This is a genomic window from Radiobacillus kanasensis, from assembly GCF_021049245.1.
Taxonomy (GTDB): Bacteria; Bacillota; Bacilli; order Bacillales; family Amphibacillaceae; genus Radiobacillus; species Radiobacillus kanasensis.
The window spans coordinates 52,508-71,445 of record NZ_CP088020.1; the positions used below are offsets into that span (position 1 = coordinate 52,508).

An 18,938-nucleotide genomic window follows, 5' to 3' on the forward strand; every position below is an offset into this window, starting at 1 on the left:
GTTTTTAGGGTGCAAACTCTATAAAAGTTCCAGTTGGAACTTCAAGGTCTAGTGGTTATAGCAAAGAGGTCACACCTGTTCCCATGCCGAACACAGTAGTTAAGCTCTTTAGCGCCCATGGTAGTTGGGGCATTGCCCCTGCGAGAGTAGGACACCGCTAGGCAGATTAGAAGTCTTTCGTTCAAGGAAACTTGTATGAAAGGCTTTTTTGTTTTCTTTAAAAATGTAATATTGCTTGGTGTGGGCATGACAATAATCAAGACTAGCCTACCCACTTTGTTTCTTTATACGCCATCTACGATTGAACACTTACTCACCTCCGCAAGGTGCTTTTTCTACGTATTCCTAAGCATTCTTTTCCATTCCAGTTCATTTAGATTTAGAAAAATACAAAAAAGGGTATGATGAATAAGTATTAACATACATATGAATCAGACTTATTTTAACAAGATATCGCAACAAGGAGGCCATTATGGAGTATTTGTTACATTCCAATTTTCTTCCGATGATCAGCAAAATACTAATTGCACTAACCCTATCGGGGGCTATTGGATTTGAACGCGAATTAAAAAACCAGTCGGCAGGGTTTCGAACACACATATTAGTTGGTGTCGGTTCCTGTTTGATGATGTTATTGTCTTTATACGGATTTGAAAATTTTATGGATAATAGTGAGAAAGTGAGATTTGGTCCGGCTAGAATTCCTTCTTATGTAATTAGTGGTATCGGTTTTCTTGGTGCAGGAACTATTATTGTGAATGGAATGAATATAAGAGGCCTAACAACTGCTGCTTCTATCTGGACAGTAGCGGGTATAGGCTTAGTGGTTGGAGCTGGTATGTACGATATAGCTTTGTTCACAACAATTATTATTTTGTTAAGTCTAATTTTTTTAAACAAGTTTGAAAAGTTCTTTCTTAAAAGGAAAGAAAGTCAAATCCTTCAACTGGTCACAGATACAAATTGGAGCTTTGTAGATTTGGAAAATGCTTTAAAAGAGGTAAAGGTAACAACGAGAAAATTAGAATGGAGTCGAGATAAACAAAATCGTTTAATTGTTGAAATGGAAATTGTATGGAAGAAATCTTTTAGCAAACACAAGTTATATGACATATTAGTGGGTTTAGAGGGAATTCAAGAAGTCAGAGAATCCTACGATTTTCATTAAATGAAAATTTATCTGTTTCTTTTGTTTAGAAAAGGGCAAAGATGATGATAGAGATAATATGGTTGCAAGCAGCTAAATTCGTAGTATAATTAGGATAAAGTCAAAGATAGTCAAAGTCAAACGAAAGGGGAGGCAGCATGAGTAACATTTCAGATATCATTGAGCAGTACTTAAAACAAATCTTAAAAACAAATGACAAAAATACCGTAGAAATTAAGCGAAGTGAAATTGCTGACCGTTTCCAATGTGTCCCTTCTCAAATTAATTATGTGATTAACACACGATTTACAGTCGAAAGAGGATATATGGTGGAAAGCAAGCGTGGTGGCGGTGGCTATATCCGAATTATACGAATTAAACATGAGGATAAAGCGAAGCTCATTGATGAAATTATAGGGATGATTAATCCTCAGGTTACGCAGCAAGCAGCAGTAGATATTTTGGAAAGAATGTATGAGGAAGAACTGATTACCAAAAGAGAAGCAAAGATTATGGTCAGTGCGATTAGTCGAGATACGTTGGTATTTCCGTTACCTGTTCGTGATGAAATTCGCTCCAGGATATTAACCGCTATGCTTTCGACATTGAAATATTAAATAAGAAGGGAGAGGACGGTTTTGGAATGTCAGGAGTGTCATGAGCGTCAGGCTAGTTTGAAGTTCACAAAAATCGTGAATGGGAATAAAACAGAAATCAGAGTTTGCGAACAATGCGCAAAAGAGAAAGGATATATTTCTTTTGAAGAAGAAGCGTACACCCTTCATGATTTACTATCTGGTCTTTTTAATTTTGATTCAAAAACGTTAAGTGAGCAGAAAAAAGCGGCTTATCCAGATCCAGGATTAACGTGCCCGAAATGTGGAATGTCCTATCAGGAATTTGCAAGAATCGGAAAGTTTGGATGCGCTAGTTGTTATGAGACATTCTCAGACCGCCTGAACCCTATATTAAGAAGGGTACATAGCGGAAACTCGGAGCACAAGGGAAAAGTTCCTAGTCGAATCGGAATAGATATTAAACACAAACAACAGATTCAAACATACAAGGAAAAGCTCAGAACCCTTATTGATGCAGAAGAATTTGAGCAAGCTGCACAGGTTCGAGATCAAATAAAAGCGTTAGAGAAAAGTAAAAGTGCTGGGGAGGATGAGTCCTAATGTCTTTCCAACAGTTTATAAATGAAGCGATAAGTCCTTGGATGAAGGAAGATGGACCGGATTGCGATATTGTAATGAGTAGTAGAATCCGTTTAGCGCGAAACTTCGATAACATTGCATTCCCTATTATCGCTGACCGTGAAAATTTATCCGAGGTCCTTTCCTTTTTTGAAGAGCAATATAATCAGCAAACATTCCAAGCTTATGAAGACTTAGAATTAATCAAAATGAAGGACTTAAAGCCGATTGAGAAAAGAGTGCTAGTTGAAAAGCATCTGATCAGTCCTTATCTAGCGGGTGCATCAGAAGAATCTGGTGCTCTTATTTCCAAAAATGAACAAGTGTCCATCATGGTGAATGAAGAGGACCATATTCGAATACAATTGTATTTTCCCGGCTTTCAATTAGAAAAAGCATTACAGAAAGCTTTCGAGTTGGATGATTGGTTAGAGGAAAAGGTGGATTACGCGTTTGATGAAAATCGAGGCTATTTAACGAGCTGTCCAACGAATGTTGGAACAGGAATGAGAGCATCGGTTATGATGCACCTTCCGGCTCTTGCTATTACACAAAAAATCAATCGTATGATGCCTGCCATTAACCAGCTTGGATTAGTTGTAAGAGGTATTTACGGTGAAGGTAGTGAAGCATTAGGGAACATTTTTCAAATTTCCAACCAAATTACCTTAGGAAAATCTGAATTGGATATTGTTCAGGATCTTCAAAGTGTCGTGGAAAAGTTGATTGTTCAAGAACGGGAAGCACGTTCAAGATTATTGGATGAAAATGGCATTCAATTGGAAAATCGAATTTTTCGTTCATATGGTGTCTTAGAGCATAGCAGAATCATAGAATCTAAAGAAGCAGCTAGTTGTTTATCTGACGTTCGTTTAGGGATTGATGTCGGATATATAGAAAATATATCGAATACCATTTTAAATGAGCTAATGATTTTAACTCAACCCGGTTTTTTGCAACAATATGCAGGGAAAACACTATCCGCACAAGAAAGAGATATACTACGAGCATCACTTATTCGACAACGCTTTAAACTGGAAAACTAGACGTAAAAATGTAAGGAGGAATTCTAAATGATGTTTGGCCGTTTTACAGAAAGAGCACAAAAAGTATTGGCTTTATCCCAAGAAGAAGCTGTGCGGTTAGGTCATAATAATATAGGCACAGAACATATATTGCTTGGATTGATTAGTGAAGGAGAAGGTATCGCTGCAAAAGCCCTTCACTCCCTAGGATTAGAAACAGAAAAAATCCAAGAAGAAGTAGAGCAGTTAATTGGTAGGGGACAAAAGGTGTCCCAAACCATTCACTATACACCGAGAGCGAAGAAGGTTATTGAGCTTTCTATGGATGAAGCGAGAAAGCTTGGTCATTCTTACGTAGGCACAGAGCACATCCTTCTCGGGCTTATACGTGAAGGAGAAGGAGTTGCGGCAAGAGTTTTAAATAACCTAGGTGTAAGCTTAAACAAAGCCCGTCAGCAAGTACTTCAGCTTTTAGGTAGCAATGAGTCTAGCGGTGGTCAACATGGCCGTGGTGGGCAATCGGCAACAGCGAATACGCCTACACTGGATTCTTTAGCACGTGACTTAACGGCAATCGCAAAAGAAGGAAACATTGACCCAGTTATTGGTCGGGAAAAAGAAATTGAGAGAGTTATTCAAGTGCTTAGTCGTAGAACGAAAAACAATCCTGTTCTAATCGGGGAGCCTGGTGTTGGTAAAACTGCTGTCGCCGAAGGGTTAGCGCAGCAGATTGTGAACAACGAAATCCCAGAAATTCTTCGCGATAAACGAGTGATGACCTTAGATATGGGTACCGTTGTTGCTGGTACGAAATATCGTGGGGAATTCGAAGATCGTTTGAAAAAAGTAATGGAAGAGATTCGTCAGGCAGGAAACATCATTTTATTTATCGATGAACTACACACGCTAATTGGAGCTGGTGGAGCAGAAGGTGCGATTGATGCCTCCAACATCTTGAAGCCATCTCTAGCGCGTGGTGAGCTTCAATGTATTGGTGCGACCACACTAGATGAATATCGTAAATACATTGAAAAAGATGCAGCGTTAGAAAGAAGATTCCAACCGATTCAAGTGAATGAGCCGACTTTAGAGCAATCTATTCAAATCTTGAAAGGTCTTCGCGATCGTTATGAAGCACACCACCGTGTAACCATCACGGATGAAGCGATTGAAGCGGCAGCTAATTTTTCTGACCGCTACATTACAGATCGTTTCCTACCAGATAAAGCGATTGACTTGATTGATGAGGCTTCTTCTAAAGTAAGATTACGTTCTTACACAGCTCCACCGAACTTAAAAGAGCTGGAACAAAGCCTAGATGAAATCAAAAAAGAAAAAGATGCAGCGGTTCAAAGCCAAGAATTTGAAAAAGCAGCATCTCTACGTGATAGTGAGCAACGCCTACGTGATGAGTTGGATAAAACAAAGGATGAGTGGAAGGAAAAACAAGGGCAGGAAAGTTCCGAAGTAACCGTAGAAGATATTGCTAGTGTCGTCTCGACTTGGACGGGAGTGCCGGTCTCTAAGTTGACGAAGGATGAAACCGAGCGTTTGTTAAACATGGAAGAAGTCTTGCACGACCGTGTTATCGGCCAAGAAGAAGCGGTGAAGTCGATTTCCAAAGCAATCCGCCGTGCAAGAGCCGGATTGAAAGATCCAAAGCGACCAATTGGTTCCTTTATCTTCTTAGGTCCGACTGGTGTCGGGAAAACAGAGCTTGCAAGAGCTTTAGCGGAATCCATGTTTGGGGATGAAGATTCGATGATTCGTATCGATATGTCTGAATACATGGAAAGACATTCCACTTCACGTCTAGTCGGTTCCCCACCGGGATATGTCGGATATGAAGAAGGTGGTCAGTTAACAGAAAAGGTGAGAAGAAAGCCATATTCTGTTGTCCTATTAGATGAGGTGGAAAAAGCCCATCCGGAAGTATTTAATATCTTGTTACAAGTGTTAGAGGATGGTCGTCTAACTGATTCAAAGGGAAGAGTAGTTGACTTCCGTAATACGATTTTAATCATGACCTCTAACGTAGGGGCAAGTGAGCTGAAGAACAATAAATACGTTGGCTTTAGTTTAGGGGATGAAGAAGCGAATTATAAAGATATGAAATCTAAAGTCATGAATGAATTGAAAAAAGCATTCCGTCCAGAGTTTTTAAACCGTATCGATGAAATTATTGTCTTCCACTCTCTTGAGAAGAAGCATATGACGGATATCGTCACACTCATGGCGGAACAGCTACAAAAGCGTCTGGCTGAACAAGACATCGACTTTAAACTATCAGATAAAGCGATTGAAAAAATTGCCGATGAAGGCTTTGATCCGGAATATGGGGCAAGACCATTACGTCGTTCCCTTCAGAAAAACGTAGAAGATTTATTATCTGAAGAGCTTTTGAAAGAAAACATTAAACAAGGTCAAAAAATAAAAATTGATGTTAATAAAAAAGGTGAATTCACAGTTTCCGGTAAGTAAAAACTGAATACCCATGCTGTGCACCCATCTAAAAATCGGAGGGTCTCTGCCTTCCGATTTTTTTCACTATTCTTTAATATAGGGAAAAAGTTATAGGTAGTTACACTTATGACAAAAATAGGAACTTTTAATAAAATTGATAGAACAATGTAACTTTCATGTTATTTTGTTCGTATACAATGGTAATAGACAGGGGCGATCCATTTGGCAAAGAAAAAAACAAGATTTGTTTGTCAGGAATGTGGCTATGAATCTCCGAAATGGATGGGGAAATGCCCTGGATGTCAAAGTTGGAATAGCTTAGTGGAAGAGGTAATAGCATCTTCGAGTGGTAAGAGACATACATTAGTATCTCCGCCTTCCGATAGTAAAAAACCGGAACGGCTCACTGCTATTGCATCTGAGGATACACCGAGAATTAAAACAAACATGCCAGAGTTCAACCGCGTGTTAGGTGGCGGAGTCGTACCAGGATCCCTCGTATTAATCGGTGGAGATCCGGGGATAGGAAAGTCGACTCTACTCTTACAAGTATCCTCCCAGCTGGCAGACAGTTCATTAAAGGTTCTTTATATATCTGGAGAAGAATCTGCGAGACAAACGAAATTAAGAGCGGATCGATTAGGTGTTACATCGGATAACCTCTACGTGTTGGCCGAAACAAACCTCGTCGATATCGTGAATCAAATTGATCAGTTAGATCCAGACTTTGTAGTTATCGATTCTATCCAAACGATTTATCGGGAGGAAGTAACAAGCGCGCCGGGGAGTGTTTCGCAGGTGCGAGAATGTACGAGTGAATTGATGCGAATATCCAAAAGTAAAGGCATTCCTATTTTTATTGTAGGACATGTAACAAAAGAAGGCTCAATAGCGGGTCCAAGATTATTGGAGCATATGGTGGATGCGGTTCTTTATTTTGAAGGAGAGCGACATCACACGTTCCGAATTTTGAGAGGGGTAAAAAACCGTTTCGGGAGTACAAACGAAATGGGAATCTTCGAAATGAAAGAAGAAGGACTACAAGAAGTATTAAATCCTTCGCAAATCTTTTTAGAAGAGCGCTCTCAAGGTGCGGCTGGTTCGACGGTAGTTGCATCCATGGAAGGAAGCAGGCCTGTTCTTGTCGAGATTCAATCGCTGATTTCTCCGACTAGCTTCGGAAATCCACGAAGAATGGCAACAGGCATTGATCATAACCGAGTCCCGTTACTGATGGCCGTGTTAGAAAAAAGAGTTGGCTTACTCTTACAAAATCAAGATGCCTATGTAAAAGTGGCTGGTGGAGTAAAGCTAGACGAGCCCGCTATTGATCTCGCAGTAGCGGTAAGTATTGCTTCCAGCTTTAAGGATCAAATTTCTAAACCGAATGATGTTCTCATAGGAGAGGTTGGTCTAACTGGGGAAGTAAGAAGAGTGGCTAGGATTGACCAACGGGTTCAGGAAGCGGCTAAGCTTGGATTTAAGCGAGCTATTATTCCGAAGAAAAACTTAGAAGGCTGGACACCTCCCACATCTATTGAAGTAATAGGTGTAAACACTGTTCAAGAGGCTTTGAAAGCAACACTGGGAGGGTGATACAAGGAGTGGAGGGGTGTAAACTGGTAATCTACTAATCACTACTCAGAAGCTGAAAGATCCTTACCTTATAGGGTTTTAAGGTCAGCGTTGGGCGATCAAATGAACCAAAATTGGATTTAGAGAAATACAAGCCTATCAAAGAGGGATTAAATCGTATTTAGAAATAAATATTTTAGTTTGAATCATTTAAAATGTTTGACTTGTATAATTTACTATGATAAAATTTAAAATTTGCACATTTGACTGTATGCCTAACCTGTGATACGTTATATTTTATTAGCATTTATTTTTTATATATTTTAATCAAAGTGACCGATGTATAAGGAACTAAGGCTAAACATTCAGCCAGGAATTGGCTTCTTGAAGTTTTCTTTATAGAATCGATTATTTTTTCTAAAAAAGGCAATACTGTCAAATAGGAGGTGACTGTGGTGCTAAAACGAATCGTGCAATTATTTATTATCATTGCAGGTGGTACCATTGGGTATTTGTATATACCGGATGTATTAAAATTATTAAATCTAGCAAATGGAAGCTGGATGCAATCGCCATATGTGGGTTTGTTTTTAGCAGCTATTATCCTATATCTCATTACATTTTGGACAGTTGATCACATCGTAAACTTCTTACGGTGGGTAGAAGAAACCTTACTGAAAGCACCAGTAACAGATCTTTTATTTGGTAGCTTTGGTATTATTATTGGGCTAGTAATTGCTTATCTCATTAATATTCCAATCAAGGACATTAAAATTCAGTTAGTCTCGCAAGTATTGCCTCTATTTTTGACTTTCATCCTGGGCTATTTGGGCTTCCAGGTAGGGTTTAAACGTAGAGACGAGTTTCTTTCTTTGCTAACGATTGCGAAGAAAGAGAAAGACAAGGAAAAGAAGAAAGAGTCAGAAGAAAGTGATGCCCCTTCCGACTACTCAAAAGTAAAGATCTTAGATACGAGTGTTATTATCGATGGAAGGATCGCAGATATTTGTCAAACTAGTTTTCTAGAAGGAACTGTGGTTATTCCACAATTTGTGTTGGAAGAGCTGCAGCACATTGCGGACTCATCCGATGTCTTAAAACGAAATAGAGGTCGAAGAGGTCTTGATGTTTTAATTCGAATGCAAAAGGATTTACCAATTCATTTAGAGATTTACGAACAAGACTTTGATGACATTCAAGAAGTAGATAGCAAGCTAGTTAAGCTAGCTAAAGTCGTCAATGGTATTGTTGTTACGAACGATTTTAACTTGAACAAAGTATGTGAGTTTCAAAACGTTCAAGTCTTAAACATCAACGACTTAGCGAATGCGGTGAAACCAGTTGTTCTCCCTGGAGAGGAACTTACCGTTCAAGTGATCAAGGACGGGAAGGAACAAAACCAAGGTGTCGCGTATTTAGACGATGGTACGATGATTGTCGTGGAAGAAGGAAAAGATTATATTGGAAAAACGATTGAAGTTTTAATTACGAGTGTCCTTCAAACATCAGCGGGTCGTATGATTTTCGCGAAACCTAAATTACTTGAAAAAGCGCTATAAAAACGGTATAACTTTATAGAGGAAAGCAAAAGTGATAACACCATGTTATCGCTTTTGTTTTGTAAACAGATATAAAATGGCTGAGAGTGTTCACTTATTGTAATTATATGAATAAAACAAGTTGATAACTCCTTATAGTGCGTGAACATCCTCTTATAAATAAAGTGAAACTTAACAAGTCCGCTGTTACCTACGTTAAGTTTTAAAGGCGGTTTAAAATGTTTGAATATCATGCAATAGTATTGGCTGCTGGTGAAGGGAAAAGGATGAATGTTGGGGAGAATAAGCAATTTGTCCTTATTGGCAAACAACCATTAATCATCCATACACTAGACGTTTTTAACAAGGATCCTTGGTGTTCTTCCATTACATTAGTCGTGAGCAAAAAGGACAAAGAACGGATGGAAGAAATATTAGCAACATATAAGCAAAAGAAGGATATCCATCTTACTATAGGTGGAGCAGAAAGGCAGGAAAGTGTATATTTAGGTTTGCGGGCGATGGAAAAAAGAGATACGGTCGTCTTCGTTCATGACGGAGCAAGACCATTTGTATCGATGGAAAGCTTGCACCATTTAGCTGAAGCAGCTTATCATCATAAGGCTGCGCTTTTGGCTGTTCCGGTTACGGACACGATTAAGCAACGAAATGGACAATCCTTAAATACGTTAGATCGCAAGACCTTATGGGCAGCTCAAACTCCTCAAGCGTTCCACTTTGATATTATATTTGATGCTCATAAGCAAGCAGCACAGGATCAATTTTTAGGAACAGATGATACTTCTCTCGTAGAAAGATTGAATATTCCAGTTGAAATTGTGATGGGAAGCTACGATAACATGAAGCTCACGACACCAGAAGATCTGAAGCGCGCACAAGCTTTTTTGAAGAAATAATAAAGACAGGTTTCCATCACGATTATCGAGGAGGTAAAAATAGCACATGTATCGAATTGGACAAGGGTTTGATGTACATCAATTAGTCGAAGGAAGACCGTGTATTATTGGTGGCATCGAGATCCCTTATGAAAAAGGATTACTAGGGCATTCAGATGCTGACGTTTTGTTACATACGATTGCTGATGCTTTGTTAGGGGCAATTGGAGAAGGAGATATTGGAAGGCATTTCCCGGATACGGATGCAGCATTTAAAGATTTTGATTCGAAAGAGTTGCTAAGTCAAGTATGGGGCATGGTTCGAGAAGCCGGATACACGTTAGGGAATGTGGATTGTACCGTTATTGCACAGGCTCCGAAAATGGCGCCATATATAGAAGAGATAAGGAAAAGTATATCTACTATTTTAGGTTGTGAAATCTCTCAGGTGAATGTGAAAGCAACCACGACCGAACAATTAGGCTTTACAGGACGGAAAGAAGGTATTGCAGCACAAGCTGTGGCAATACTGATACAAGAATAAGAATACATAACCATATTGGAAAGGGGTAAGGAACATGGCAAAGAAAGCAAGAGTACGTTATGCACCAAGTCCAACCGGACATCTTCATATCGGAAATGCTAGAACGGCATTATTTAATTATTTATTTGCAAGACATTTAGGCGGGGACTTTATTATCCGTACGGAGGATACAGATGATAAACGAAATGTAGAAGGTGGAGAAGAAAGCCAGCTTAACTTCTTGAAATGGTTAGGAATTGAATGGGATGAAGGTGCTGACATTGGCGGTGCTTACGGTCCTTATCGCCAAACAGAACGTTTGGACATCTATAATAAATACGTAGAAGAGCTATTAGAGCGCGGCTTAGCTTACAAGTGCTACATGACTGAAGAAGAGTTGGAGCAAGAACGTGAAGAACAAAAAGCTCAAGGGAAAGTGCCGAAATACTCTGGTGCACACCGTGATCTTACGGAAGAGCAGATCAAACAATTCGAATCAGAAGACCGCAAGCCAAGCATTCGCTTCCGTGTTCCTGAGGGGAAAACGTATCAATTTAAAGACATCGTCCGCGATAATATTACGTTTGAGTCAAGCGATTTTGGCGACTGGGTCATCGTGAAGAAAAATGGAATTCCAACTTATAACTTTGCAGTAGCTATTGATGATCATCTCATGGAAATTACACACGTGTTCCGTGGAGAAGAGCATATCTCCAATACACCTAAACAAATGATGATCTATGAAGCGTTCGGTTGGGAAGCGCCAGAATTCGGACATATGACACTTATCTTAAATGAGAATCGTAAAAAGCTTAGCAAGCGGGACGAGCATATTTTACAATTTATTGAGCAATACAAAAATTTAGGTTATCTTCCAGAAGCGTTGTTTAACTTTATTGCATTGTTAGGCTGGTCGCCTGTGGGAGAAGAAGAGATTTTTACAAAAGAACAATTTATTGAAATCTTTGATCCGGAGAGATTGTCAACGTCACCAGCAATCTTTGATCCGCAAAAATTAAAGTGGATGAACAACCAATATATCAAAGCGGCAGACTTCGATCATGTAGTTGAGCTAAGTCTTCCACACTTAATCGAAGCAGAAAAATTACCAAAAGATATGAGTCCGGAACAAAAAGAATGGGCATTAGAACTTATTAGCCTGTACAAAGATCAACTAAGCTATGGCTCTGAAATTGTCGAACTAACAGATCTCTTTTTCAAAGAAGATATTCAATATACGGATGAAGTCATGAACGTCCTAAACGAGGAACAGGTTCCGGAAGTGTTAGAAGCGTTTGCGAAATTTCTAGAAGAAGATGCTGAATTCACTCCAGAAACGATTAAAGCACAAATTAAAGCCACACAGAAAGAAACGAAACATAAAGGAAAAAAATTGTTTATGCCAATTCGGGTTGCGACGACTGGACAAGTTCATGGTCCTGAATTACCGAACGCTATTCACTTGCTTGGAAAAGAAGCGGTGCTAAACCGTCTCCGAGCAACGTTGACTAAACTGGCTAAATAAATCATTTCACATTTGATGAGAAATATAATATAGTATTATTACTATATAAGGTGTTCAGAATTCCTTTGAACACACGTTATACTTAGAACGTTGACGAGGAGAAGTAGAGGGTTTGTCCACTTAGACAGAGAAAATCACCACTGGCTGAAAGTGATTGTAAGGAAGGCACCCTTGAAATGCACCTCAGAGTCCTATGTTGAATGAAGTAGGCATAGGCGGAGCTCTACCGTTATAAGAGTGAAGTGGAGGAGTGTTTGTTTGCTCCTAAACAGAGTGGGACCGCGCATATCAAGCGTCTCTGTGTTTTTCATAACACAGGGGCGCTTTTTCTTATACACCAGGAAAGTATAAACATTTCACAAAAAAACTCGAAAGCACAAGATTTCAAGTCCCAATTATATAGGAAACTAAAGCGTGGCGAGCTTGGTTTCGCCAAGTTTTCTTTATGCGAAAAGACGAAAGGGGGCACGAACAATGGGGTTTTTCAAAATGTTCAAGGAAGATATGGATGTAGTGTTTGATCAAGATCCGGCAGCAAGGACGTATATAGAAGTATTGCTTACGTACTCAGGACTTCATGCAATATGGGCGCATCGGATTGCTCATGTTTTTTATCGGAAGAAGTTCTTCTTTATTGCCCGGGTAATTTCCCAAGTCAGTCGTTTTTTTACAGGAATCGAAATTCATCCTGGTGCTCGAATTGGGAAGCGGTTCTTTATCGATCACGGAATGGGAGTGGTGATTGGAGAAACGTGCGAGATTGGGGACAATGTCACGATCTTTCAAGGAGTAACATTAGGTGGAACGGGGAAAGAAAAAGGAAAGCGTCATCCGACGATTAAAGATAACGCGCTAATTGCAACAGGGGCAAAAATCTTAGGTTCTATTACAATCGGGGAAAGTTCCAAGGTTGGTGCCGGCTCTGTCGTCTTACATGACGTGCCCGATCATTCGACAGTAGTAGGTATTCCAGGTCGGATAGTGGTGCAAAATGGTCAACGAATTCGTCGTGACTTAGATCATCATATTTTACCTGACCCAGTATCGGAAAAAATTAAAAGTATGGAAAAAGAAATGGAAGAATTAAAAGTGCAGCTTAGTGAGATTAAGGGAGTGAAGGAATATGAGCATTAATATCTATAACACGTTAACGAGAAAAAAGGAGCCGTTTATTCCGATTGAAGAAGGAAAAGTTCGGATGTATGTATGTGGACCGACTGTATATAACTACATTCATATCGGAAATGCTCGTCCGGCCATCGTGTTTGATACGGTTCGTCGTTATTTAGAATACCGAGGGTATGATGTGAACTATGTTCTTAATTTCACGGATGTAGATGATAAGATTATTAAAGCAGCGAACGATTTAAAAGAAGAGGTTGGTGTTGTAGCCCAACGATTTATTGATGCTTATAAAGAAGACGTTCAGGCCTTAGGGGTAAAAGAAGCGGGGCATCACCCACGTGTAACCGAAAGCATGGACGAAATCATTGGTTTTATTCAAGTATTAGTGGATAAAGGGCATGCTTATGAAGCGGATGGAGATGTCTATTATCGAACTCGTTCTTTTGACGGTTATGGGAAGCTGTCCCATCAATCTGTTGATGAGCTTCGTTCTGGAGCAAGAATTCAAGTAGGCGAAAAGAAAGATGATCCTTTAGACTTCGCGCTTTGGAAAAAGGCCAAACCGGATGAAGTAGCTTGGGATTCGCCTTGGGGGCAAGGCAGACCAGGCTGGCATATCGAATGCTCTGCGATGGCAAAGAAGTATTTAGGTGACACGATTGATATTCACGCTGGTGGTCAAGATCTCACATTTCCGCATCACGAAAATGAAATTGCTCAATCCGAAGCGGCTAATGGAACATCCTTTGCAAGATATTGGATGCATAACGGGTATATCAATATAGACAATGAAAAGATGTCTAAATCACTCGGAAACTTTGTTTTAGCTCATGATTTAATCGAACAACATGACCCGAGAGTCCTTCGCTTTTTCATGCTTAGTGTTCATTATCGCAACCCGATTAACTTCAGTGATGAGTTATTAAATGGGGCGAAAAATAGCTTAGACCGAATTGTAAATGCGTATGAAAACTTAGAACACCGTAAGCAGTCAAGCACCGATCTTGATAGGAACAAAGAACAATGGGAAGAAAAGCTTCACGATTATCAGCTAAAATTTGAAGAAGCGATGGATGATGATTTCAATACAGCTAACGCTATTGCAGTCCTATTTGATGTAACGAAGGATGCCAACATTTATCTACAATCGGATCACACATCGAAAGCCGTGATCGAAAGCTTCCAATCGTTATTAGAAAAACTTCTTGGCGTATTAGGAGTAAACCTTGCTGCTAGTGATAGCCTGCTGGATGAAGAAATTGAAGCATTAATTGAAAAGCGAATTCAAGCACGAAAAGATAAAGACTTCGCTCTAGCAGACAAGATTAGAGATGACCTCAAGGAACAAAGTATCGTTCTGGAAGACACTCCTCAGGGAACTCGTTGGAAGCGAGGGTAAGGGATGCCAGAAATCGATGTGAAACAAATGAAAAGTTTAACGTTAGCCTATATGGGTGATGCTATCTATGAAATCTATGTTCGTCATCACTTAATCCAATCGGGAAAAGTGAAGCCAAACCATCTTCACCAATTAGCTGTTTCCTTTGTATCAGCTAAATCACAAGCGAGGGTTATTCTGGATTGGCTAGAACGAGGGGATTTAACGGAGGAAGAGGAAGCGGTTGTAAGAAGGGGCAGAAATGCCAAATCAGGCACTGTCCCTAAAAATACCGATGTACAAACCTATCGTTATAGTACAGCGTTTGAAGCATTATTAGGGTATCTATATTTACTTGATGAGACAGATAGATTAGAAACATTAATAGAACGCGCCATTCAATATGTAGAGGATAGGGGTTGATAGTATGGCAGAAGAATGGATTATTGGGAAAAATCCCGTCATAGAAGCATTGCGATCTGGTCGTTCCATCAACAAGGTGTTTGTTTCTGAACAATTACAGCATCAAGCGGTCCAAAAAATACAAGCGCTTGCTAAGCAAGCTGGGACAACCGTTAAGGCTGTACCGAAAAAGAAAATTGACCAGCTAGTAGAAGGTAATCATCAAGGGGTAGCTGCCTCTGTCGCAGCTTATGAGTACAGTACGTTAGAGCACTTATTTGATATTGCGGAGGAAAGAAACGAAGCTCCCTTTTTTATGATCCTAGATGAAATAGAAGATCCACATAACCTAGGCTCTATATTACGAACAGCTGATGCAGCGGGTGTGCACGGAGTCATTATTCCAAAGCGTCGTTCGGTTGGATTAACAGCAACCGTTGCTAAGACTTCAGCCGGTGCTATTGAATACATTCCAGTTGTACGAGTTACCAATATTGCCAACACTATCGAAGAGCTAAAACAACAAAATGTTTGGGTGGTCGGAACAGCGGCGGACGGGAAAGAGGATTATACAGAGCTAGAAGGAACCATTCCAATTGCACTTGTAATTGGGAATGAAGGCAAGGGGATGAGTCGATTAGTGAAAGAGAAATGTGACTGGACTGTTCGACTATCTATGAAAGGAAAGGTTTCTTCGCTGAATGCATCAGTAGCAGCAAGTTTATTAATGTATGAAGTCTATCGTAAAAGAATTCCTGGTGAATAACCATGAATGTACTGGTGGTAGATGGCTACAACATTATTGGGGCATGGGATTATCTGATGGAATTAAAGGAAGATAATTTAGAGGATGCGAGAGATTTACTGATTGAACAGCTTGCTGAATACCAAGCGTATAAAGGGGATCGCGTTATCATCGTTTTTGATGCACACTACGTGAGAGGCATTCAAAAGAAAATCAAAAATTATAACGTAGAAGTAATTTTCACAAAAGAAAATGAAACAGCGGATGAGTGTATCGAACGGTTGGTTAAACGGATCATAAATGTCAAAACAACGGTGTATGTAGCGACATCGGATTACACAGAACAAAGAACCATTTTTGCTCAAGGTGCATTGAGAAAGTCTGCTCGAGAGCTGTTTTTGGAGGTGAAATCGATCCAGAGAGAAATTGAAGAGGACATTGAGACACACCGAAATGAGAAATCCCCAAGTAAAATTCCGTTGTCCAAAGAAGTGCTGGATGTTTTTGAAAAATGGCGCCGTGGTAAACAATAGAAGCTTCGTGTTATTGACGATACAGAATTTGGTACTGTATAATTATGCTATATATCTACGACACGATACGTCGGGGGGAAGCTTGGGTGAACACCATGCACAACGATACAGATAATAAAGAAATTGAATGGGCAGCTTTAGAAGATGATGAAATCATTTCTTTCGTTCATAGTGGGCATAGTCAAGCTTTGGATTTTTTAATCAACAAATATCGAAATTTCGTACGTGCAAAAGCAAGAACGTACTTTCTCATAGGTGCGGATCGAGAGGATATTATACAAGAAGGTATGATTGGTCTCTATAAAGCTATTCGTGACTATAAAGGGGACAAGCTCTCTTCCTTTAAAGCCTTTGCTGAGCTTTGTGTAACACGCCAAATCATTACCGCAATCAAGACAGCGACAAGGCAGAAGCATATACCACTAAATTCCTACGTTTCCTTGGACAAGCCTATGTACGATGAAGAATCAGATCGAACTTTATTAGATGTTATTGCAGGTTCCAAAGCCGTTGATCCGCAAGAACTTATCGTAAATCGCGAAAAATTTGGCGATATGGAATATAAGATGGCGGAGCTGTTAAGCGAATTAGAACGACAAGTCCTGACGTTATATTTAGATGGTAGATCCTACCAAGAAATCTCTGTCGAATTAAAAAGACATGTTAAATCTATAGATAATGCCTTACAAAGAGTGAAGCGAAAGCTAGAAAGATATTTGGAAATTAGTGAAATAACGCTTTAAGAGGATGTTCAAAAAGTCCGGTAAAAATCGCTTTGAACTTCTGCGTTGGCTTGCTTCTCCGTTCCTCATGTATCTATAAGGAATAGTGGATCTTCTGCTAAAGTCGTGCACGTCCTGTGCACAACGCAGAAGTCAGCACATCCTGTGCAAGTCCGGTACTCGAAGCTGCACCGCCTTGAATTTCTTTGCGCTTTTTATCCTCCTTTTTGAAACATAACGCTTTAAATCTTAAATTGACAGACATTTTTAACCGTGCTACTCTAGTAGAAGTGAAAACCCTTAAATGGGGTGATAGAATGCGTAATAAGGTAGTATTGTCCTGCGAGGTGTGTTCCAGTCGGAATTACACGACTAGCAAGAATAAGGCTGCACAAACAGAACGGCTAGAATCGAAGAAATATTGTAAGACGTGTGGCACTCACACCTTACACCGGGAAACGAAGTAGGAAGAAGCCGGATGGCGAAAGTTTGGAGGTACGAGCATGAATGTAATTACGTTCTTAAAGAATGTTTCAAAAGAAATGAAAAAAGTCAGCTGGCCTAAAGGTCGTGACTTAACTCGATATACGATTACGGTTGTTGCTACCGTTGCATTTATAAGTATCTTTTTTGCGCTAGTCGATTTAGGAATTACGGAAATTCTTAACATATTTTTTGAATAATATTGAAACGTTTATGCTATAATGATAGATAATACATGAATCGCTATGAAAACCCGTCTAACGGGTTTTTTAGGTTGTCTAAAAATATCGCATTGCGGGCAAGTCACGAAAGCTTAAATAAGGGAGGGAAGGGCAGAGGAATTTGTCCTAAAAGTATGGAGAAAAACTGGTATGTTGTACACACGTATTCTGGATACGAAAACAAAGTAAAAACTAACTTAGAAAAAAGGTTAGCTACTATGGGCATGGAGGATAAAATTTTCCGTGTTATCGTTCCAGAAGATGAAGAAACAGAAATTAAAAACGGGAAGAAAAAAGTAGCGAAAAAGAAAGTGTTCCCGGGCTATGTGCTAACTGAAATGATCATGACGGATGATTCCTGGTATGTGGTTCGTAATACGCCGGGAGTAACAGGATTCGTAGGATCAACTGGTTCTGGCTCGAAGCCTATCCCTCTCTTGCCGGAAGAAGCGGACATGATTTTGAAACGCATGGGTATGGAAGAACAAGTGACAGAGATAGACTTTGAGTTAAAAGAAAGCGTCCGTGTCATTGACGGACCGTTCAATAACTTTACAGGCACCATCGAGCATATTGATATGGATAAGCAAAAAGTGAAAGTGCACGTCAATATGTTTGGTAGAGAAACCCCTGTGGAACTAGATTTCTCGCAAATCAATAAGCTGTAGTGACGAAGGGATAAAAAGATTATCTTGAATCATTACTTGCATTTATCTTGGAAAGATGCTAAAATTCTTATGTTCTTTATGCCTCGAGTATAAGGTTTTATGCGTATATTTGTTGAGTGGGAGGGGACGACCCTATTACCACATCACGGACTTAAGGAGGTGTGTCTCGTGGCTAAAAAAGTTATTAAAGTAGTTAAACTTCAAATCCCTGCAGGGAAAGCAAATCCAGCACCACCGGTTGGGCCAGCACTAGGTCAAGCAGGTGTTAATATCATGGGATTCTGTAAGGAATTTAACGCCCGCACGCAAGATCAAGCAGGTTTAATTATTCCAGTTGAAATTACGGTTTTTGAAGACCGTTCCTTTACATTTATTACTAAAACTCCGCCTGCTGCTGTTCTTCTTAAGAAAGCAGTTGGGATCGAAACTGCATCAGGTGAACCAAACCGTAATAAAGTTGCGACGATTAAGCGTGACAAGGTGAAAGAAATTGCGGAAACAAAAATGCCTGATTTAAATGCTGCTGATGTAGAAGCTGCTATGCGTATGGTAGAAGGTACAGCGCGTAGTATGGGAATTGTTGTAGAAGACTAATTCCTAAGCATATGAACGCTTGCAGAAGTGTAAGGTTGCGGTAATGGCGGAAACTCCATGTCGCAACCTTTTTCTAAGGTATGGAAAGAACACAAGGCGAAGAACCTTGGGATAAGCTCGACGGGTTGAAAATTCGACCCGCTCCGCTTTTTAAAAGTGGGAGGTATAACCGTTAAAAC

General features: G+C 39.8%; 20 protein-coding genes, 1 rRNA gene and 1 other annotated feature. All 21 genes read left to right on the forward strand.

The features are described from left to right. Positions 1-47 precede the first annotated feature (47 nt). The 21 genes from rrf (at position 48) to rplK (ending at position 18,759) form a co-directional block, all read left to right on the forward strand. Positions 48-163, forward strand: a 5S ribosomal RNA gene (rrf, locus tag KO561_RS00275). A 309-nt stretch (positions 164-472) separates the two neighbouring features. Further along, positions 473-1,168, forward strand: a complete 696-nt coding sequence (locus KO561_RS00280) for an MgtC/SapB family protein (protein WP_231095105.1) — start codon at positions 473-475, stop codon at positions 1,166-1,168. A gap of 137 nt (positions 1,169-1,305) precedes the next feature. Next, positions 1,306-1,764, forward strand: coding sequence for a CtsR family transcriptional regulator (locus tag KO561_RS00285; RefSeq protein ID WP_231095106.1), 459 nt, complete (start codon positions 1,306-1,308; stop codon positions 1,762-1,764). Between the two features lie 21 nt (positions 1,765-1,785). After that, complete coding sequence (locus KO561_RS00290) at positions 1,786-2,325, forward strand: protein-arginine kinase activator protein McsA (protein ID WP_231095107.1); 540 nt, start codon at positions 1,786-1,788, stop codon at positions 2,323-2,325. Further along, positions 2,325-3,389: a protein-arginine kinase McsB gene (locus KO561_RS00295; RefSeq protein WP_231095108.1), complete on the forward strand. Its 1,065-nt coding sequence runs from the start codon at positions 2,325-2,327 to the stop codon at positions 3,387-3,389. Before KO561_RS00290 ends, KO561_RS00295 begins: the two co-directional genes overlap by 1 nt. Before the next feature lie 27 nt (positions 3,390-3,416). Then, on the forward strand, positions 3,417-5,849 hold the full coding sequence (gene clpC / locus KO561_RS00300; RefSeq protein ID WP_231095109.1) for an ATP-dependent protease ATP-binding subunit ClpC: 2,433 nt from the start codon (positions 3,417-3,419) through the stop codon (positions 5,847-5,849). A gap of 204 nt (positions 5,850-6,053) precedes the next feature. Next, positions 6,054-7,427 carry a DNA repair protein RadA gene (radA, locus tag KO561_RS00305; RefSeq protein WP_231095110.1) on the forward strand — a complete coding sequence of 458 codons (1,374 nt, stop codon included), beginning with the start codon at positions 6,054-6,056 and terminating at the stop codon, positions 7,425-7,427. 434 nt (positions 7,428-7,861) lie between these two features. After that, the gene (locus KO561_RS00310; RefSeq protein WP_231095111.1) at positions 7,862-8,965 is read left to right on the forward strand and encodes a PIN/TRAM domain-containing protein; all 1,104 of its coding nucleotides are present in this window, start codon (positions 7,862-7,864) and stop codon (positions 8,963-8,965) included. A 218-nt stretch (positions 8,966-9,183) separates the two neighbouring features. Next, the gene (gene ispD / locus KO561_RS00315) at positions 9,184-9,861 is read left to right on the forward strand and encodes a 2-C-methyl-D-erythritol 4-phosphate cytidylyltransferase (protein ID WP_231095112.1); all 678 of its coding nucleotides are present in this window, start codon (positions 9,184-9,186) and stop codon (positions 9,859-9,861) included. 46 nt (positions 9,862-9,907) lie between these two features. Next, entirely contained in the window at positions 9,908-10,384 is a 477-nt protein-coding gene (ispF, locus tag KO561_RS00320) for a 2-C-methyl-D-erythritol 2,4-cyclodiphosphate synthase (protein WP_231095113.1), read from the forward strand. A 34-nt stretch (positions 10,385-10,418) separates the two neighbouring features. Continuing rightward, positions 10,419-11,888 carry a glutamate--tRNA ligase gene (gltX, locus tag KO561_RS00325; RefSeq protein WP_231095114.1) on the forward strand — a complete coding sequence of 490 codons (1,470 nt, stop codon included), beginning with the start codon at positions 10,419-10,421 and terminating at the stop codon, positions 11,886-11,888. An 81-nt stretch (positions 11,889-11,969) separates the two neighbouring features. Next, positions 11,970-12,191 (forward strand) — a binding site (T-box leader). Positions 12,192-12,362: 171 nt separating this feature from the next. Continuing rightward, complete coding sequence (cysE, locus tag KO561_RS00330; protein ID WP_231095115.1) at positions 12,363-13,022, forward strand: serine O-acetyltransferase; 660 nt, start codon at positions 12,363-12,365, stop codon at positions 13,020-13,022. Further along, entirely contained in the window at positions 13,012-14,412 is a 1,401-nt protein-coding gene (cysS, locus tag KO561_RS00335) for a cysteine--tRNA ligase (protein ID WP_231095116.1), read from the forward strand. The genes cysE and cysS overlap by 11 nt, the downstream gene beginning before the upstream one ends. A gap of 3 nt (positions 14,413-14,415) precedes the next feature. Continuing rightward, positions 14,416-14,814, forward strand: a complete 399-nt coding sequence (locus KO561_RS00340) for a Mini-ribonuclease 3 (RefSeq protein ID WP_231095117.1) — start codon at positions 14,416-14,418, stop codon at positions 14,812-14,814. A 4-nt stretch (positions 14,815-14,818) separates the two neighbouring features. After that, entirely contained in the window at positions 14,819-15,559 is a 741-nt protein-coding gene (gene rlmB / locus KO561_RS00345; RefSeq protein ID WP_231095118.1) for a 23S rRNA (guanosine(2251)-2'-O)-methyltransferase RlmB, read from the forward strand. A 2-nt stretch (positions 15,560-15,561) separates the two neighbouring features. Beyond that, positions 15,562-16,071, forward strand: coding sequence for an NYN domain-containing protein (locus KO561_RS00350; RefSeq protein WP_231095119.1), 510 nt, complete (start codon positions 15,562-15,564; stop codon positions 16,069-16,071). A 95-nt stretch (positions 16,072-16,166) separates the two neighbouring features. After that, a complete protein-coding gene (gene sigH, locus KO561_RS00355) occupies positions 16,167-16,814 on the forward strand; it encodes an RNA polymerase sporulation sigma factor SigH (RefSeq protein ID WP_231097012.1) in 648 nt (215 codons plus the stop codon). Positions 16,815-17,110: 296 nt separating this feature from the next. After that, positions 17,111-17,260 carry a 50S ribosomal protein L33 gene (rpmG, locus tag KO561_RS00360; RefSeq protein ID WP_231095120.1) on the forward strand — a complete coding sequence of 50 codons (150 nt, stop codon included), beginning with the start codon at positions 17,111-17,113 and terminating at the stop codon, positions 17,258-17,260. A gap of 36 nt (positions 17,261-17,296) precedes the next feature. Then, the gene (secE, locus tag KO561_RS00365; protein WP_231095121.1) at positions 17,297-17,476 is read left to right on the forward strand and encodes a preprotein translocase subunit SecE; all 180 of its coding nucleotides are present in this window, start codon (positions 17,297-17,299) and stop codon (positions 17,474-17,476) included. 155 nt (positions 17,477-17,631) lie between these two features. After that, complete coding sequence (gene nusG, locus KO561_RS00370) at positions 17,632-18,165, forward strand: transcription termination/antitermination protein NusG (RefSeq protein ID WP_231097013.1); 534 nt, start codon at positions 17,632-17,634, stop codon at positions 18,163-18,165. Positions 18,166-18,333: 168 nt separating this feature from the next. Then, on the forward strand, positions 18,334-18,759 hold the full coding sequence (rplK, locus tag KO561_RS00375) for a 50S ribosomal protein L11 (RefSeq protein WP_231095122.1): 426 nt from the start codon (positions 18,334-18,336) through the stop codon (positions 18,757-18,759). The last annotated feature ends 179 nt before the right edge of the window (positions 18,760-18,938 follow it).

Excerpts from the sequence above, each read along its gene's own strand:
- KO561_RS00285 (WP_231095106.1), top strand. The coding sequence starts at position 1,306 with ATGAGTAACATTTCAGATATCATTGAGCAGTACTTAAAACAAATCTTA.
- sigH (WP_231097012.1), top strand. The coding sequence starts at position 16,167 with ATGCACAACGATACAGATAATAAAGAAATTGAATGGGCAGCTTTAGAA.
- ispD (WP_231095112.1), top strand. The coding sequence starts at position 9,184 with ATGTTTGAATATCATGCAATAGTATTGGCTGCTGGTGAAGGGAAAAGG.
- gltX (WP_231095114.1), top strand. The coding sequence starts at position 10,419 with ATGGCAAAGAAAGCAAGAGTACGTTATGCACCAAGTCCAACCGGACAT.
- KO561_RS00280 (WP_231095105.1), top strand. The coding sequence starts at position 473 with ATGGAGTATTTGTTACATTCCAATTTTCTTCCGATGATCAGCAAAATA.
- rpmG (WP_231095120.1), top strand. The coding sequence starts at position 17,111 with ATGCGTAATAAGGTAGTATTGTCCTGCGAGGTGTGTTCCAGTCGGAAT.
- secE (WP_231095121.1), top strand. The coding sequence starts at position 17,297 with ATGAATGTAATTACGTTCTTAAAGAATGTTTCAAAAGAAATGAAAAAA.
- clpC (WP_231095109.1), top strand. The coding sequence starts at position 3,417 with ATGATGTTTGGCCGTTTTACAGAAAGAGCACAAAAAGTATTGGCTTTA.
- rlmB (WP_231095118.1), top strand. The coding sequence starts at position 14,819 with ATGGCAGAAGAATGGATTATTGGGAAAAATCCCGTCATAGAAGCATTG.
- ispF (WP_231095113.1), top strand. The coding sequence starts at position 9,908 with ATGTATCGAATTGGACAAGGGTTTGATGTACATCAATTAGTCGAAGGA.
- KO561_RS00295 (WP_231095108.1), top strand. The coding sequence starts at position 2,325 with ATGTCTTTCCAACAGTTTATAAATGAAGCGATAAGTCCTTGGATGAAG.
- cysS (WP_231095116.1), top strand. The coding sequence starts at position 13,012 with ATGAGCATTAATATCTATAACACGTTAACGAGAAAAAAGGAGCCGTTT.
- nusG (WP_231097013.1), top strand. The coding sequence starts at position 17,632 with ATGGAGAAAAACTGGTATGTTGTACACACGTATTCTGGATACGAAAAC.
- cysE (WP_231095115.1), top strand. The coding sequence starts at position 12,363 with ATGGGGTTTTTCAAAATGTTCAAGGAAGATATGGATGTAGTGTTTGAT.
- KO561_RS00340 (WP_231095117.1), top strand. The coding sequence starts at position 14,416 with ATGCCAGAAATCGATGTGAAACAAATGAAAAGTTTAACGTTAGCCTAT.
- KO561_RS00350 (WP_231095119.1), top strand. The coding sequence starts at position 15,562 with ATGAATGTACTGGTGGTAGATGGCTACAACATTATTGGGGCATGGGAT.